At 61.9% G+C, this 16645-nt stretch carries 10 protein-coding genes and 1 tRNA gene; 5 read left to right on the top strand and 6 right to left on the bottom strand.

What is annotated here, in order from left to right:
* The 4 genes from VGM51_12910 to VGM51_12895 form a co-directional block, all read right to left on the bottom strand.
* Nucleotides 1–975 (bottom strand): hypothetical protein (locus tag VGM51_12910; GenBank protein ID HEY3413934.1); only part of this gene is annotated, 975 nt, incomplete at its 3' end.
* Nucleotides 976–1279: 304 nt separating this feature from the next.
* Nucleotides 1280–1354 (bottom strand) — tRNA-Gly (locus VGM51_12905).
* Nucleotides 1355–1412: 58 nt separating this feature from the next.
* Nucleotides 1413–2120 carry an outer membrane lipoprotein-sorting protein gene (locus tag VGM51_12900; GenBank protein HEY3413933.1) on the bottom strand — a complete coding sequence of 236 codons (708 nt, stop codon included), beginning with the start codon at nucleotides 2118–2120 and terminating at the stop codon, nucleotides 1413–1415.
* A gap of 23 nt (nucleotides 2121–2143) precedes the next feature.
* Nucleotides 2144–2956 (bottom strand): menaquinone biosynthesis protein, encoded by an 813-nt coding sequence (locus VGM51_12895; GenBank protein HEY3413932.1) that lies wholly within the window; start codon nucleotides 2954–2956, stop codon nucleotides 2144–2146.
* A 106-nt stretch (nucleotides 2957–3062) separates the two neighbouring features.
* Between VGM51_12895 and VGM51_12890 the strand changes: the two genes are divergently transcribed.
* The 4 genes from VGM51_12890 (at nucleotide 3063) to VGM51_12875 (ending at nucleotide 9835) form a co-directional block, all read left to right on the top strand.
* Nucleotides 3063–3329, top strand: a complete 267-nt coding sequence (locus VGM51_12890) for an AbrB/MazE/SpoVT family DNA-binding domain-containing protein (GenBank protein ID HEY3413931.1) — start codon at nucleotides 3063–3065, stop codon at nucleotides 3327–3329.
* Nucleotides 3329–4699 carry a TolC family protein gene (locus VGM51_12885; protein HEY3413930.1) on the top strand — a complete coding sequence of 457 codons (1371 nt, stop codon included), beginning with the start codon at nucleotides 3329–3331 and terminating at the stop codon, nucleotides 4697–4699. Before VGM51_12890 ends, VGM51_12885 begins: the two co-directional genes overlap by 1 nt.
* Nucleotides 4700–4791: 92 nt before the next feature.
* The gene (locus tag VGM51_12880) at nucleotides 4792–6297 is read left to right on the top strand and encodes an efflux RND transporter periplasmic adaptor subunit (GenBank protein ID HEY3413929.1); all 1506 of its coding nucleotides are present in this window, start codon (nucleotides 4792–4794) and stop codon (nucleotides 6295–6297) included.
* A gap of 76 nt (nucleotides 6298–6373) precedes the next feature.
* The gene (locus tag VGM51_12875) at nucleotides 6374–9835 is read left to right on the top strand and encodes an efflux RND transporter permease subunit (GenBank protein HEY3413928.1); all 3462 of its coding nucleotides are present in this window, start codon (nucleotides 6374–6376) and stop codon (nucleotides 9833–9835) included.
* 97 nt (nucleotides 9836–9932) lie between these two features.
* On the opposite strand, the gene VGM51_12870 is transcribed toward VGM51_12875, so the two are convergent.
* Nucleotides 9933–10976, bottom strand: a complete 1044-nt coding sequence (locus VGM51_12870) for a redoxin family protein (GenBank protein HEY3413927.1) — start codon at nucleotides 10974–10976, stop codon at nucleotides 9933–9935.
* 73 nt (nucleotides 10977–11049) lie between these two features.
* On the bottom strand, nucleotides 11050–12177 hold the full coding sequence (locus VGM51_12865) for an aldo/keto reductase (protein ID HEY3413926.1): 1128 nt from the start codon (nucleotides 12175–12177) through the stop codon (nucleotides 11050–11052).
* 214 nt (nucleotides 12178–12391) lie between these two features.
* On the opposite strand from VGM51_12865, the gene VGM51_12860 reads away from it, so the two are divergent.
* Nucleotides 12392–16624 carry a SpoIVB peptidase S55 domain-containing protein gene (locus VGM51_12860; GenBank protein ID HEY3413925.1) on the top strand — a complete coding sequence of 1411 codons (4233 nt, stop codon included), beginning with the start codon at nucleotides 12392–12394 and terminating at the stop codon, nucleotides 16622–16624.
* The last annotated feature ends 21 nt before the right edge of the window (nucleotides 16625–16645 follow it).

Here is a 16645-nt window from a genome sequence, read left to right as displayed (position 1 = left end):
GACCGCGCCGCCGCCGAAGACGTAGAAGACACCGGTCCCGTTCTCGGCGCAGTAAATGTGGGTGCCGGGCCCCGTGAGATCGGTCTCGATGGCGGCGGAGCCGAACCAGCCCCAGTCGCCCGCAAAGAGCCCCACGCCATTGGCCCCCGGTTTGTAGTACGATCCCACGCTGGGGCCATTAGCGGAGTTCTTGCCGTAGATTCCGAAGGCACTCGCGGCGTCTGCCTCGCCGAAGACGCCATAGCCGTTCATGGTGGACCCGGACACGCCAGTGCCATCGACGCTGTTACCGACCACGCCAATGTACGCATCCGAGCGGCCGGATACGCCTATTCCGAGCGGATCCCTGGAAATGGCATTCACGCCGGTCTGGTGACCCTCGGCATAGACCCCATCGCCATTGCTGCTGATAGCGATCACTCCGCTGTAGCCGCCGAAAGCGTGAAGCCCATTGCCAGTGGTGCTGACGGCTTCCACACCGTAGCCGCTCGCGCTGTACCCTCCCACGCCTGTTCCGTCACCGGAGTTCGTGATAGACAGCATGGCGCTGGGAGAGGCCGAAGCTGCGACGCCTGCAAATGGGAGCGAGAGCGAGAGGGCATATGGTGCTGCGCGGAGCGCCACCCGAGGCGTCATCGCGGGGTCCGCGCCTATCTGGACTTCGAGCCAGTATGGCTGGTCGAACTGGAGAGACGCCGGGATGGCGCCCGTATCGCCCAACGCGGTTGAAAAAGAGCCTTTGCCTGTCGTGACCGTCTTCGTCTCCGTCCACAGAAGGTTTCCTCCCGTGGGCGCATCGTAGAGGCGGAAGGTGGCGCTGTAGGATCCGTCCGGAAGGCGGCCTCCCGTGGCGTTGTTCAGAGTGCCCTGGAAGGCGATAGTACGGGGAACGACGGCGAAGACGCGAGTGGGCATCGCGAGCAAAACGGCGACCGCGACTATGAATGCGGCCATATCGGACAGACGGGTGCGCATAGGAGCCTCCTTCCCGTCGTGATAGACAAATACAAGGAGGCGAAGGCCGGGGCAGCCCGCTGCCGGGGAGGACGTAGCCTTGTAACCGAGTAAACCGGCCCGCCTTCCGCGGCCCGTGGCCTGATTATAGCATTCATAAGCCGGTGAGAGGCCACAGACCGTCGAACGAGCGCCGCACGTGAGGATGGCGGGTAGGCCATTTCTGCTGCGGGGTCGACAGAAACAGGTGAATCGCGGCGACCAGTAGAGAAGCCAGGCAACAAAAAAGGCCCCGGAGGGCCTGTTTTGTGCTTGAAATGTTGTCTGGAGCGGGAGACCGGATTCGAACCGGCGACATTTTGCTTGGGAAGCAAACGCTCTACCACTGAACTACTCCCGCTCTTCGCTCACTATTGTAGCATGACGCGCGTGAGGCGTCAACGCGGAGGGCTCCAGCTTTACAGCACAAAGACGCTTTCCGGCAAGTTCACGTTGATACCCAGTATCTGCATCTTCGTCACGGCGCCGCGCTCGCCTTCACCATTGAGGACCTCGGTCCGCGTCGGCAGCCAGATGCCTTTCTGGTTCACCGGGTTCAGAAACCGCGTGGTCATCTTTGGCTTGCCGTCCCCGTGGTACTGCTCCTGACGAACGACGTACTTCCGGCTTGGGTCCACGAAGAACTTGTAGTATGCTCCACCCGGTTCCTCTTTGTAATGCGCCTCGTAAACCAGGGCTTCGCGGCCATCGATCTTGGTGGAGCCTTTACTGGATATATTCAGCGAATCCAGAAATGACGGCGTGAGCAGGCCAACCGCCGACGCCCCCTGCCGTTGACCGGGTGAATGCGTGATGTCTATGGTCTTGTGGATTCCGACGGCCTTGTAGGCTTTCGTGTTTCCGTTGATAACGTAGGATACGTCCAAAAACCCTGCCTTGGATATGATCTTCAGTTTGCCGGGTTCTTTGTAGTACATTTCGCTGCCCGCGAAACGGTAAGACTGCGCGAATTCATTGCTGATCTTCTTGAGCGCGTCCATATCGCGGCTCTCGACCGAACTCTTCACGTGAAAGTCCTTAATCGGTGATGCATACTTCACGAGCGGTTCCGCAGCGAACGCGCCGGCTCCGAACATCACAGCCAGGACCAAAGCACTGTATTTCATGTGGAATTCCTATCTTGTACTGCTTAACTCACCGTCACTGAATGTGAACAACGAGGCAGCAGATTCAGTTCAATGGCCTTTTCGCGGAACAGGTTCAGGCCCTTCCATTCCCTGGGCCCCAGGGCAAACTGTATGTTGTCGTGCAGGTAAGCCTTGCAGAAGTCTTCGGGCAGGCCGGCGCGCGGCGCTTCCTCCGCGGCGATCTCGTCTATGTGCTGGCTGCCCCATGCCGCCGCTTCGCCCAGGATGCGATTCAGCATCGCCGTGTCCGCGTTGCGCGGCGCCGTCCACAGGGCGTAGACGAATGGGAGTCCGGTAACGTCGCGCCAAAGCGTGCCCAGGTCGATATCGAAGAGAACTTCGGGCAGTTTGCCGCGCTCCAGATTGAGCGACGCGTGCAAAGCAGGATCGCCGATGATGGCCGCGGAATCGGCGGCTTTCAGCATCGCCGGCACATCGGGAGGCATCGGCACGGCGTCCGGCAGCACCCCGAAGGCCGCATGAAGCATCACTCGGGCCAGGACGATGCCGGTTCGGGACGAAACATCGAGCGCCATGGTGCGTATATCCCGGGGGGGAACGCGGCTCATCACACGGATGCTCTTCACCGGGCCGTCGGAGACCACTCCGCCGGCCGAGAGGGCGCAGAGCGATGGATCGGACAGGGCGATTACACTTGAAACGAGGGCGGCCTGGACCTCGCCGCGGTCCAGCATTTTCGCGAGTACGCTCGGCACCGCTTCGACGAGCGTGACGCCGGGGTATCCGGCGACCAGACGAGCGACCAGCGGCCTGGCGTTCAAGTACGGAACAGTTCCCAAGATTACGTCGTTCATTCTATTGCCAGTATAGCAGTGTGAAGTTTCACATCATTGACATTTGCTGTATTAAAGCGTAATGTATGAAATATATGCAACAGCAACAAGGGAATGGGTGAAGCTGATGGGCGCTAGTACAGCCGCCGAGTGTTTTTACGGTTCAGTGACGGTGGGTGAACGCGGGCAGGTTGTCATACCGGCCGACGCTCGAAAGGCCATGCGGATTGAGCCTGGTGACAAGCTTCTGGTGCTGGGGCACCCGGTTCAACACGGGCTGGTGCTCACAAAACTGGACGAAGTGCAGGATGTGATCGAGTTTTTTCAGCGCGCGATAGCGACGATCCGCGAAGTAGTCCCAAAGGATTTGGACGCGCATGAGGGGGATGTCTGATGCTGAAACGAATTGCCTTGATTGGGGCCGCCCTGGTTATCTGCGGTTCCCTGCGAGCACAGGACGTGAAGACGGCGCCGGCCGCGCCTGGCGACGCGGTGATGACGGTCGATGATGCCGTCGCGCTGGCTCTGAAGAACAACGAACTCGTGGCGTTGAGCGAATCCGCAGAGCGGAAAGCCCACGCGAAAATTCACGAAGCGGCCGCCAACGCGCTGCCGCAGGTGAAGGTCTCCGCCAGTTTCCTTCGCCAGAAAGAAGTCTCGGCGAGTATTCCCACCAAGTACGACGCAAACGGCGTTCCCATCGGGTTTGCCACCTTCACGCTCAATCCGGCAACCAGCAAGACATCCAACGCCGTCGCTACCCAACTGGTGGACATCTGGGGATCCGTCCGAAGAGCGAAGACCATTGCATCGCTCAGCAACCGAATCGCCGCACTGTCCGTGCTTCGCAGCAAATCAGAAGTCGTTTATCAGACGCGAACCTCATTCTATAATGTGCTGCGCGCGCAGGGGGCGATGGACGTCGCCCAGGCCGCGGTTACGGAAGCCGAGGAGCAGTTGCGTCTGGCGGATGCCTTTGTCAAAGCGGGCACTTCTCCGGAGTTCGATGTGATGCGGGCCAAGGTTACCCTGGCGGATCGCCAGCAGGCCCTGATCGTTGCGAAAGACAGTGTTTCGCTGGCGGGCGCCGCCCTGAACAACGTGCTTGGGCGGGACGTCAGCACGCCGCTGAATCTGGCGCCCGAGAATGGGGTGCCCACCGGTGATGTGGATATCGCCGCCCAGACACAGAAGGCCCTGGACTCGCGGCCCGAAGTCATTCAGGCCGGGCTTGGCATCCGGGCAAACCATGAGGCGGTGGGGATCTATAAAGCCGGCAACCTGCCGCAGGTTTCGCTTTCCGGCGTGTACAGCTACAACTGGACCGCTTCCGGGCTGAGCTCGGAGAAGGCCAACTGGAATTACGGTGTGAATGTCTCGTGGCCCCTCTGGGACAGCGGGCTAACGAAGGCGAAAGTCGCCGAAGCCAAGGAAGACCTCAAGACTTCTGAACTGCAGCGCGACCAACTGCTTCGCGGAGTGGCGCTGGAGGTTCGCCAATGGGGCCTTCGGGTGCAGGAGACCGCGGACCGTTTCACCGTGGGCGACAAATCGGTGAGTGTGGCCGAAGAGGCGCTCCGCCTCGCGAAGGTCCGTTACCAGAATGGCGTTGCCACTCAGTTGGAGGTCACGGACGCCGAGACGGCGCTGACATCGGCCAGATTCAACCGGATCAACGCTCTTTACGATCACTTGTCTGCCCGCGCGGCGTTTGACGCCACTGTTATGGGCCGGGTGCAGTCAGCCGCCGGGACCGCCCAGTAGCTCACGTCCGAATCGGTCGCAGGGTCGGCCGCTAACCTGCCTTGTTTGAAGATCGCGCGGAGCCGTTTCCGCGCGATGGAGCCATTGAACTGATGAGAAACAACCGTTCTGCGCTGATAGCGCTCGTTGTCGTTGCCGCCCTGGTCGGCGGGTTCTATGCCATTCAGAAACACCGCCCGGCGCGTAAGCCTGTTCTCACCCAGTCGTCGATCCAGAAGGAGACCGGTGTGCCGGTGGTAGTGGCGTCGCCGAAGCGCCGCAATGTCGACGATGTATTGTCCGTAACGGGCCAGTTGGCCGCGGATTCAACCGTGACACTGTCCACAAAGGTGGCCGGCAAGGTTGTGTCTGTGGCCGCTCGCGAAGGCGGCGCGGTCTCCGCCGGCCAGGTTGTGATCCAGCTGGACGATGCCGATGCGCGGCGTCAACTGGCCCAGGCCCAGGCCGGCCTCGATCAAGCCCGCGCCGGCCTCCAGGTCGCCGAAGCGCGCCTGTCGCAGGCCCGCACCGGGAAGTCGGTAGGTGACATTCAGACCTCCTCCGGGGTTGACGCCGCGAAAGCCGCCGTCCGGTCCGCGAAAGCGCGTCTCGAGATGGTGACTACCGGCGCCCGCCGGCAGGAACGCATCCAGGCGCAGAACGCGGTCGACAGTGCAAAGGCCGGTTTGGACAAGGCGCAAGCGGATTACCAGCGTTATAAGGCGCTGGCGGACCAGGGAGCGGTCTCGGCGTCAACGCTTGACGGCTTCCGAACCGCGCTGAATGTCTCGAAAGCGCAGTATGACAGCGCGCTGCAGAGCCTGAGCCTCGTTAAGGAAGGCCCCCGGACTGAAGACGTGCGCCAGGCGGAAGCGGGGCTTCAGCAGGCCGAGGAATCTCTCCGCACGGCCGTCGCTGCGAGAAAAACAACCTCCACGCGAACCGAGGATGTCAACGCGGCCATCGCCGGCGTTTCGACAGCACGCGCGTCCCTTGGCGCGGCGAGGGCTGCCGTGGGAATTGCCGAGCAGAACGTCGAGAATTTCAAGATTCGTTCGCCCCGTTCCGGGTCCGTCACGATGCGATCCGTGGAGCCCGGGCAGTATGCCAACCCCGGACAGGCGCTCTTGACGGTTGTGGACCTCGGCACTGTGTACCTCCAGGCGGACGTAAGCGAAGTGGACATGGTTCAGGTGCGCCCTGGGATGGTTGTCAACGTTCGGGTGGATGCCCTCCCGGGACGAACGTGGCGCGGCCGGGTGGATTCCATCGTTGCGACGGCGGACCCGTCGAGCCGGAGCTTCACCGCGAAGGTGATCGTCCCCAATCCGGATAAAGCGCTGCGCCCGAACATGTTCGCGCGCGCCGATGTGATAACAGGCCTCCTTGCCAATGCGCTCCTCGTTCCGAAGGAGTCCGTTTTCGAGCGGGACGGCAAATCGATTGTCGTCCGCGTGAAGGATGGCAAGGCAGACATAGTCAACGTAACGCCAGGGGTTGTCCACGGGGACGAGATTGTGCTTCGCGGCGCCGGCCTTGGGGTCAACGATAAGGTTGTGACCAGCGGACAGCAGGACCTGAGCGATGGGCAGAAAGTAGCATTGCCGGCTAAGGGCTGACGGCTGCGCGCGGCGGGCGACGTGAACGTGTCCGACCGCGCGAATGGGCCATCGTTCACGGTTCGGAGAATATCACATGGGATTGACATTAGCAGCAATACGCCGCCCGGTCTTTATGACCATGTTCGTGCTGGCGTTGGTTATTATGGGTGTCCGTTCCCGGCAGGCCATGCCGAAGGAAGACATGCCGGACGTGGAGCTGCCCTACGTGACGATCGTCACGCAGTACGCCGGGGCTGGGCCACAGGAAATCGAGACTCTCGTCACGAAACCCGTGGAAGACGCCGTGGCCGGCATCAACGGCCTCAAGCACGTCAGCAGTACGTCGCGGGACGGGTTGAGCATCGTTGCCATCGAGTTCGAACTTGGGACGAGCCTCGATTCGGCTTCGGCCGATGTGCGCGACAAGGTGTCCGCGATCCGCAATTCACTGCCGAAGGATTCCTCGGATCCTGCGGTGAGCCGCGTCAATATCTCGTCGCGGCCGATCCTCACCATCGGAATGGCCGGGAACCTGGCTCCATCCGAGATGCGCCACCTCGCGGATGTTACCGTAAAGGACGCGTTCAGCAAGGTGCCCGGCGCAGCCTCCGTCAGTGTGCAGGGTGGTGACGTGCGCGAGGTGCACGTGGAGGTGGACAAGGCCCGCCTCCAGGCTTACGGCATGTCGCTCAGCCAGGTTGTCGGCGCCGTCAATGCCCAGAACCTGAATATCCCGGGTGGCAGCATCAAGGAGTCCGCCCGTGAATACGCCATCCGCATGGTGGGAGAGTTCACAGACCCGAAGCAGATCGAGGATGTCCGCATCAGCGTACCTTCCCGAAGCGGGGTGGGCAAGGGCGCCGTGGTGCGGTTGGCCGATGTGGCAAAGGTTTCCGACACGATCGCCGAACCCAGCGTGATCACCCGCCTGGGGATCGGCGACAAAAAAGCCACCCCGGCGATCATCATCGGCATCCAGAAGCAGTCCGGCGGCAACACAATCGCGCTGGGCTCCGGCGTGAAGCGCGAGATGGCGCGCCTACTGGGCAAGGTCTATGACGAAAATCAGGACAAAGTCATCGACTACGATCCGGCGACGATGAAAATGCCCCGCCCGTCGCGCGTGCTTCCGGCAGGCATTGATATGGTCATCGCCACGGACCAGTCGGCGACGGTCCGCGAATCTGTCGACGACGTCAACAAGGCGCTGATCGAGGGCATCCTGCTGGTTGTCCTCATCGTCTTCCTGTTCCTCCACTCGACACGCGCAACTTTCATCGTGGCGCTGGCCATTCCAACGTCCATGTTCGCCACGTTCCTCCCGCTGCAGGCCCAGGGTTTCACCCTCAACACGATGACGCTTCTGGGATTGTCGCTGGCGGTCGGCATCCTGGTGGACGACAGCATCGTCGTTCTTGAAAACATCGAACGGCACCTCAGAATGGGGGAAGAGCCGGCCGAGGCCGCCATCAATGGACGGTCCGAGATCGGCCTCGCGGCGATCGCGATCACCTTCGTAGACGTTGTGGTTTTCGTGCCCATCGCCAATATGGGCGGCATCGTGGGGCAGTTCTTCCGGCCGTTCGGTTGGACGGTTGCCTGCGCCACTCTGTTTTCGCTTTTCATGTCCTTCTCGCTCACGCCGATGCTGGCGTCGCGCTTCTTCGAAAAGGGGCACGGCACGGAGGAACAGAGGCGGGCGCGCAAGGGGTTCTGGGGCGGCGTTTTCGACAGGTTCGACCGCTTCTACAACGGCCTCGACCGGACCTACGGCGGATTGCTGGCATGGACGATCGATAACCGGGCTCTGACGATCTGGATCGGCTGGGCGACGCTGTTCGCGGTGGTGTCCATGATGTTCCCGCCGCTCATTTCGGGCGGGCATCTTACTCAGGGTAAGGTCGTCATTGCGGTCATCGTGGTGGCGTTGTTGAGTCTGGGCGCGGCGCTGAGCAAGGACAAGATGGTTGCGGTCTACACCGGCGTGTTCCTCCTTGCCCTTGTGGCAATGGTGAGCCTGCCAATCGGCGGGGAGTTCTTCCCAGACGCCGACCAGGGGACCATGGGCGTGACCGTCGAGGGGCCCGCCGGCCAATCGCTGACCCGCACCGACGGGATTGTTCGGGAGATTGGCGAAAGGATTCGCACCCTCAAGGATCCTAAATCCGGCAAGTCGATCGTTGAATACGCCGTGGCGACCACGGGCACGAACGCTTCCGGCAGCGCATTGGGGGGCGGTGACTCAGGATCGCAGTATGGGGCGGTAGACGTCAAACTCGTCGACAAATCCGAGCGTTCCCTGGGCGTGAAGGACGTCATGCGGAACGTAATCGCTCAGACGGCGGATATTCCGGGCGCCAATATCCAGCTGGTGGCAACCGGCGGGATGGGGTCCGGCAAGCCGATCACCGAGGAGGTCACCGGGCCGGATATGGACCAGAACGTCCGCGTCGCCAATCAGCTTGTCGGCGCCATGTCCAAGATCAAAGGTCTCACCGACCTGGAGTCCTCCTGGAAGGTCGGCAAGCCTGAGATGCAGTTCACGGTTGATGAACGAAAGGCGGCGGACCTGGGGCTCAGCGCTGCGCAGATCGGGTCGGCCGTTCGAACCGCATTGCAGGGGAGCGGAGACAGCGGCGCCGACACGAGATACCGCGAGCGGGGAGACGAGTACATCATCCGCGTTCAGTACAATAAGCTGAACCGGAACAGCATCAGCGAAGTGGGCAGCCTGGTAGTCGCCAACGTTGCCGGTAAACCGATCTACCTGAACGACATCGCCACCATCGCCCTGCGCAACGCGCCAAACGAAATCAAGCGCAAGGACAGGCAGCGCCTCGTATCGGTGGATGCCAACATCGCTCAAGGGTACGCGCAGGCCAACCTTCAGGCGGCCGCGACGGCCGCGGCCCAGCAGATCGACAAGGGCAGTTCGAACATCGGCGTCGGCGGTATGGGGCAGATCATGCAGGAGTCGTTCGGCTTCCTGTTCTCTGCTCTCGCGCTTGCGGTGGTTCTTGTGTACATGTTGATGGCAGCCTTGTTCGAAAGCCTCACGACGCCATTCGTCATCTGGTTGGCCCTGCCGCAGGCGCTGGTGGGCGCCCTGCTGGGCCTGATGGTGACGAATAAGACGTTCAGCATGATCAGCATGATCGGAATCATCATGCTGGTTGGCCTGGTAACCAAGAACGGCATCCTGCTCATCGACTACACGAATACCCTGCGCTCTCGCGGCAAGAGCCGGCGGGACGCCATTCTGGAAGCGGGCCCAACGAGGCTGCGGCCGGTGCTGATGACCACGTTTGCGATGATTGGCGGAATGATGCCCACGGCCCTTGCGTTGAGCAAAGGCTCCGAGCAGCGGTCGCCAATGGCAGTCGCCGTGATCGGGGGACTGGTTCTGTCCACTGTATTGACGCTGCTGGTGATTCCGGTAACGTATTCGCTGATGGACGACCTGGTGACCGGCACGCGTTCCCGCTGGCTGGGCGTGCTGGGACGGCGAAGCAGGGAGATCCCGGGTGTGACCTCTCTGCCGCCCGGAGGCGAGTGACCGGTACGGCAGAGGGACATGCGCGATAGCGCAATAGAAAAACCGGCCGGCCCATTTGGGCCGGCCGGTTTTCTTATTGCACCATCAGGAATCCCTGCTACTTGCCGGCGCTATCGGCAGGCTTGGCTTCGGCGGAGGCTGAACCCGTTGCGTCAGTACCGTCCGGTGTGTCGTCCACAAGCTTCAGCGCATCCCTGAGGTCTTTCATTTCGGCGAGGGTTGCCAAGGTGAGCTTGCGGAGCGCTTCGCGATGGATGTTCTGCGCGACGACTCGACCGGCGGAGTCGATGAGCACGGTGTAAGGCGTTTCCCCCACACCGTATTTCTCGGCGATAGCCGCATTGGCCGTGGACGCATCGAAAATCTGGCGCCAGCCGATCTTCAGCTCATCGTTGATGGCGGTGTACGCGGCCGAATCCGAGTCGAGGTAGATGCTCAGCATATCGAAGCCCTCGGCGTTGTGGAGCTGGTAGGTTGTCCAGTTGAAGCCGAGGTCATCCATCGTCGCCTGATCGTTGCCGGTGGTGAACTGAAGAAGCAGGACCTTGCCGCGATATTGTTGCGGGGAGACGGGGTTGTGGTCGGTTGCTATCGTGGAGAAATTCGGGGCGAAAATGCGCTTGGCCTGCGCCTGCAGAATTCTGGACACGGTGAATTTCGCAACAGCCTTGTCCCATTCCTTCTTGTCCTGTTCGGTGGGAACACGGGTTTCCTTGCCCCACGAGATCACGAACGGGTCCGGCTTCTGGCCGGGAGGCATCGTCGCCAGCACCAGCGCGGAGTAGGTTCCGGGCTCGATCATCCACTTGAAATCAGGTTTGAGCTCCGGCTTGGCGCCGCTGTTGCCCAGGAATTTGCGGTTCTTGTCCCAGGTGACCGCCCCGCGCGGGATGTCACCGGTCCAGAGCTCCACAACCACGGGCTTGGGGCTGTCCACCACCAATTCGAGCATCTTCCCCGCGTCATCCTTGGTGAAGGTGAGGGGGATGCAAGCCCCGTAGACGGTGCTCTTACCGGAAGCGGCGTCGAAAACCGCGCGGACGCCATTCATTCCGGACTGTTTCGTGGCGACCGGTTTGGCGCCGGCCGAAAGGGGCAGCAACGAGATGGCGGCCACTCCGGCGATCAGGAATTGTTTCATGTGAGTTTCCTTTCGGCGACGCAACGCAATTATGCGCTGCTCGCTTCCCCCTTCATTGTACCACGACGGCGCGTCATTCCGTGTTCCACAGGCGCTTCACCGGTTCGCCGGCAATCAGCGCATCGGTCTCGCGCAGGAGGGCGGGGATGTCGAGTTTCATCGGGCAGCGCGGCAGGCAGTCGCCACAGTCGGTGCATTTGGCGGCCGGCTGACCGGGAAACCAGTGACCGCCTTCGCCGAACATGTTGTATCGCCATTTGCCGAACTCCAGCATGTCGAAAGCGGTGACGAGTGTGCGCAATCTGAGGACTTCCGGTATCTGGATGTCTTCTGGACACGGAAGACAGTCGAAGCACTGGGTGCAAAGGGTGCTGCCCAGCACCCGTAAAGGCTCGGCGTCGAGCGCCGCCAACGACGCTTTTTCCTCGTTGGTCAACCAGCCGGTATCGTTCTGCACAACGAGGTGTTCCGCCAGTTCACCCGGTTTGGCCGCGCCGAGGCTGAGCGTGTGAATGTCCTGATTGGCCAGCAGGAAACGGTGGTTGAAGTGCAGGGGCGTCCAGGGCGCCATCATCCGGCGCAGTTTGTCCGGCGGGTTGTACAGCTGTCCACCTTTGTCCGTCGGCGAGATGATGAACACACCCATATCCAGCTCGGTCGCCCTTTGGATGGCCGGATAGTTCCTCTGGTTGAAGTAGTAGTAATGGAGGTTGACAAATTCGAATGCCTGGGTGTCGATCGCAGCCAGTATGACGTCCAGCGGAGCGTGCGTCGAGAAGCCGATGTGACCGATGATGCCTTCGCTCTTCGCCGCCTCCAGGGCGGTGAGCGCGCCGTCCGGCTGGACTGCCTGCGTCAGGAGTTCCGGGGTGTTGATGCCGTGGATCGCGAGATTGTCGATATAGTCGACGCCCATCCGCTCGAAGGACTCGTCCAGGCAACGGCGGAACTCGTCGGCGGTTTCCGTCGGGCCGATCTTGGTTTCGAGATAGACCTTTTCGCGCGGTATGTGTTTGAGGGCGAGGCCAAGCATGCGCTCGCTCTCGCCGTAGCCGCGCGCCGTTTCCAGGTGGTTGATTCCCGCGTCAAACGCGGCCAACGCGGTAGCCACCGCGTTATCGTCCGATTCCAGATAGCGCATCGCGCCAAACGAAAAAACGGACAGCATCTCCTCGGTCTTGCCGAATCGTCTGAAGTGCATGATCACCCCCGCACAGCACCGCGACGGCCCTGTGCCGGCGCCCACGTCCAGTGTAAGACGCCGTTAAATGCGTTGTCTAGGCGCGGGTGAATTCGCGAACACTGCGTACAGGGATCGTGGATGATATAATGGAAGCAATTGACACGTGCAAACTTCAATGAGGCGGGCATTCGTGCCCGCCGTTGAGTGTCACGGCGCCCTAAGGAGATATTGGATGCGGAGACTAACGCTCGTTGCTGCAATGGCGGCGGTTTTGGCCGGTTCGGCTTCTTCCGTCCTCGCTGGGTTCAAACTCGATCCCAAGGAGTACTTCCCTGTCAGCCAGGTACGCCCGGGAATGGTTGGGTATGGCCTCACGGTATTCAAGGGTGTGAAGATCGAGAAGTTCCAGGTGCGGGTGATTTCCGTCATGCCGCAGCAGAATTCCGGCCGGCCCCTGGTCCTGGTCATGATGTCCGGCGGCCCGATTACGAAGCGCCGCGCGAATATCATTGCGGGCATGAGCGGTTCTCCCGTCTACATAAACGGCCGCCTTCTGGGAGCCGTAGCGTACGGGGACAGCACGCCGAAAGAACCGATAGGGATGATCACTCCCATCGAGGATATGGTGGACTCCCTGGACCCCCGGCTTCCGGACAAGCCTTCATTTCCGTTTGTGCTCCCGACCGGCGCGGGTGACAGCACCTATGCTGAATTGCCCGCGATGTCTTCGGCGCGCCTTCTGCCGGTGTTCGCTTCGGGTTTCGGCACGCGCAGCCTCGGCAGGCTGAACGATTGGCTGAAGCCGTACGGCATATCCGCCATGGCGGGCCCGGGCGCGGCCGGCGGGGGAGGCGAGACGCCCGCCAGCTTTACGAAGGGCGCATCCCTGGGACCCGGCGCGGCCATCGCCGTTTCGCTGATGCAGGGCGATGTCGACGTGACGGCGATCGGCACCGTGACGTATCGCCGCGGCGATAAGATCCTCGCTTTCGGGCACCCGTTCCTGCAACTCGGCCCCACCGAATACCCGGCGAGCACGGCGTATATCCACGACGTTTTCAGCAGTAATGTGCGCTCCTACAAGATGGGAAGCCCCATCCAGACGGTCGCGACGATCCAGCAGGACCAGCCGTTTTCCGTTGGGGGACTCGTGCATCGCCTGCCGCACATGATTCCACTAACAGTTCACGTGACGGACCGGGACACCGGCCGGCGGCGCGACTTTCATATGCGTATGGTCAATCACCCGGTGCTGACTCCGGGCCTGGTGGTTTCCGGAACCCAGGAAGTAGTCGACCGCCTCCGGGCTTTTCCCGGAGACGCGATGGCCACCGTAAAAATGGTTGTCTATCCGGTGGGCATGCCTCCGATCACGCGATCGAACGTCGTCTATGACCCCGGCTCGATCGGCACCGCGGCGACGGCCGACGTGCTGGACGCGATGGCGCTTCTCAGCCGAAACCCGTTCCAGCCCGTCCTCGTGAAGAACGTGGACATGACCGTTGATATCCATAACGGGCACAACACGGCGACCGTGGAGCGGGCGTGGATCGAGCGGGACAAAGTGGAGCCCGGGGAGACGATCACCGTGCAGGCGGTCATCAAGCCGTACCTGAAACCGCTGGAGACGCACACCCTTAAGTTGAAGATCCCCGAGAACGCCGCCAACGGTCAGGCCCAGATTGTCGTTTTCGGCGGACAGACCGGCTATGGGAGGATTTCGCTGGGAACGCCCGCGGTTGGAGCGGGCGCAACGGCGTCGGTGGCGAACGTGAAGCAGCTGATGGCCAAATTCGTCGAGCGCGAACGGAATGACGATCTCGGCCTGCGCGTGCTGATGCCCGGCACCGTTGTGACGGTCGAAGGCCAGCGATTGAGCGGGCTTCCGGACTCGATCGCCGATGTGATGAAATCGACGAAATCGAGCAGCACTCGGTTGGAGCGCGACGAACTGCGCCTTACGGAGCGCGTTCCCTACGTCCTCAGCGGCCAGCAGATGCTAGTCGTGAACATCGAGCGCAAGAACGCGGTGGAAAAGGCCGGCACGGCGGCAACGACGACAACCACCACCACGGTGGCATCGGCGTCGGACTCGTCCGATGATTCATCCGATACAAGCGCCGCGACCTTTGGATCCGACCCGGAACCCGCCCTCGCGGAGTTCGGCCTCAGAGGGCTGTATCGGTACGCGGACGCCCCGAAAGCGCCCGGCAAGGAAACCCCGAAGCCGTCGGATGCCAAGCCCGCGGATGCCAAGCCCGCGGACGCCAAACCGGCCGACGGTAAGCCGGCCGATGCCAAACCAGCCGACGCCAAGCCGGCAGAGTCTGATGCCGACAAGGACGGCAAAGGGCCCGGCCGCCTTGCGTCGGTGTGGAAGCAGGCGACCAAGACGCAGTTCGAGACCGGCGAAGTGACCGGCGTATCCGTTTCCAGCACGGGCGATGTCATGCTGACGCCGAAACTCGTCGCGGTGGCGGATGTGAAACGTCCGTACGTGTGGTCGGTCCTTCCCATGGCGGATGGCTCAACGCTGATCGGTACCGGGCACGGCGGCGAGATCCTCCGCGTTGCGGCGGACGGCAAGACGGCCTTGTTTGCGGATACGGATGAACTGGAAGTGCACAGCCTGGCGCACGGGCCTCAAGGCCGCGTCTTCGCCGGCACGAGCCCGAACGGCCTGGTCCTCAGTGTCGGGCCGGATGGGAAGGCGACCACCTTCTTCGAGACCAAAGAGCGCTTCGTGTTCGCGTTGGCGGTGAGCGCAGACGGGACGCTTTACGCGGCCACCGGCCCGCATGGAAAAGTGTTCGCGGTCGCTCCGGACGGCAAGGGCAGGGAATTGTGCACGCTCCCCGAGACGAATGTGCTGTCTCTCGCCCTCAAGGCGGACGGCTCGCTCCTCGCCGGAACGTCACCGGACGGGGTGGTGTATAGCATCTCCCCGAAGGGTGATACGCGAGTGGTTTATGATGCGCCCGAAGCGAACGTAAACGCGGTAGCCTCGGACGCGGCGGGCACGGTTTACGCTGCCACGTCCCCGGCCGGCAAGGTCTACCGGGTGCTGGCGAACGGGCGCGCGGAGGCGCTGATCGAGAAGCCTGACAACACCGTGCTCTCTCTCGTCGCTCTGCCGGACGGGGTGTTGTACGCTGCCGGTGGCAAGAAACTGTATCGCATCGCGCCGGACAAGACGGTGACGACCCTCGATAACGATGACCAGAACCAACTGGTGGCCCTGGCATCCGCGCCGGACGGTTCCCTCCGCGCCGGCAGCGCGAATACGGGAGTCCTTTACCGGGTGGATACCGCGAAGAACGGTACGTATTTGAGCCCGGTTCACGATGCGGACCCGAGAGCTGTCTGGGGCAGGATGGAATGGCAGGCGAATGTGCCGCAGGGCGCATCACTTTCCATGGAAACGCGTACCGGCAGCGTCGCGCAGCCGGATAAGACCTGGAGCGCGTGGTCCGCGCCGTTGACGAACTCCCTCGGCTCGCCGATTACGAGCGCGGCCGCCCGCTTCATTCAGTACAGAGCTACATTCAAGCCGGCTCCCGATGGCTCCAGTCCGATATTGCGCTGGGCATCGATACGCTACCTCACCGACAACCGGCCGCCAACCGTCAAGTTCACCGACCCCAAAGAGGCGGACGTGTGGAGCGGCAAGAAGACGGTCAAATGGACGGGATCCGATCCGGATTCGGACCAACTCAACTATACGCTGTACGCATCCGGCGACGATGGCGCAACGTGGAAAACGCTGAACACGGCGGTCGAGACGAAGGACGCCGCGGCCACGCCCGCGCCGAAGGATGTAACGCCGGCTCCCCCCGCGGACGACGCGGCGGCTAAAGCGAAAAAGGAAGCCCGCAACGTCGAGACGATGAAACAGGTGAGCGCCGAACTCGACAAATACCCGGACCTCTCACCGGATGTAAAGTCTGCGATCCAGCAGACGGCGGATTCGGCGTTGAAGGCATCCGCCAAAGACGTGATACCGGACGACAAAACAGGCGGGGACAACCTTACGAAAAGCACCTACGCCTGGGATACGACAACGACCCCCGATGGCGTCTATCGCCTGAAGGTGGTGGCTTCCGACAAGGCCAGCAATCCGGCGAACCCGCTCTCCGACGAGGACCTGTCCGCGGCCGTGAGGATCGTCAATACCAAGCCGAAGGTGACGATCACCGAGAAGGACACGAAAATCGGGCCTGACCTGACCGTCGCCCTTGATGGTGAGAGCTCTACAGCTATTGCCGATATCATCCGTGTTTCTTATCGGGTGGACAAGGGGACGTGGATGAGCGCCATCGCGACGGATGGCATCTTCGACAGCCCCAACGAGGGCTGGCGGATCGTCACGGACGCTCTCACCAAGGGGGAGCATACGATCGAGGTCAAGGCAACGGACGAAGCCGATAACTACGCGTCGGCGACGACGAAGGTGACCATCCCGTAACGGCGGACACGTCGCATTAAG

The sequence above is a fragment of the Armatimonadota bacterium genome (assembly GCA_036504095.1).
GTDB lineage: Bacteria > Armatimonadota > DTGP01 > JAKQQT01 > JAKQQT01 > DASXUL01.
The sequence above is the reverse complement of the archived record's forward strand: the minus strand, read 5'-3'. Positions and strand labels throughout refer to the sequence as shown.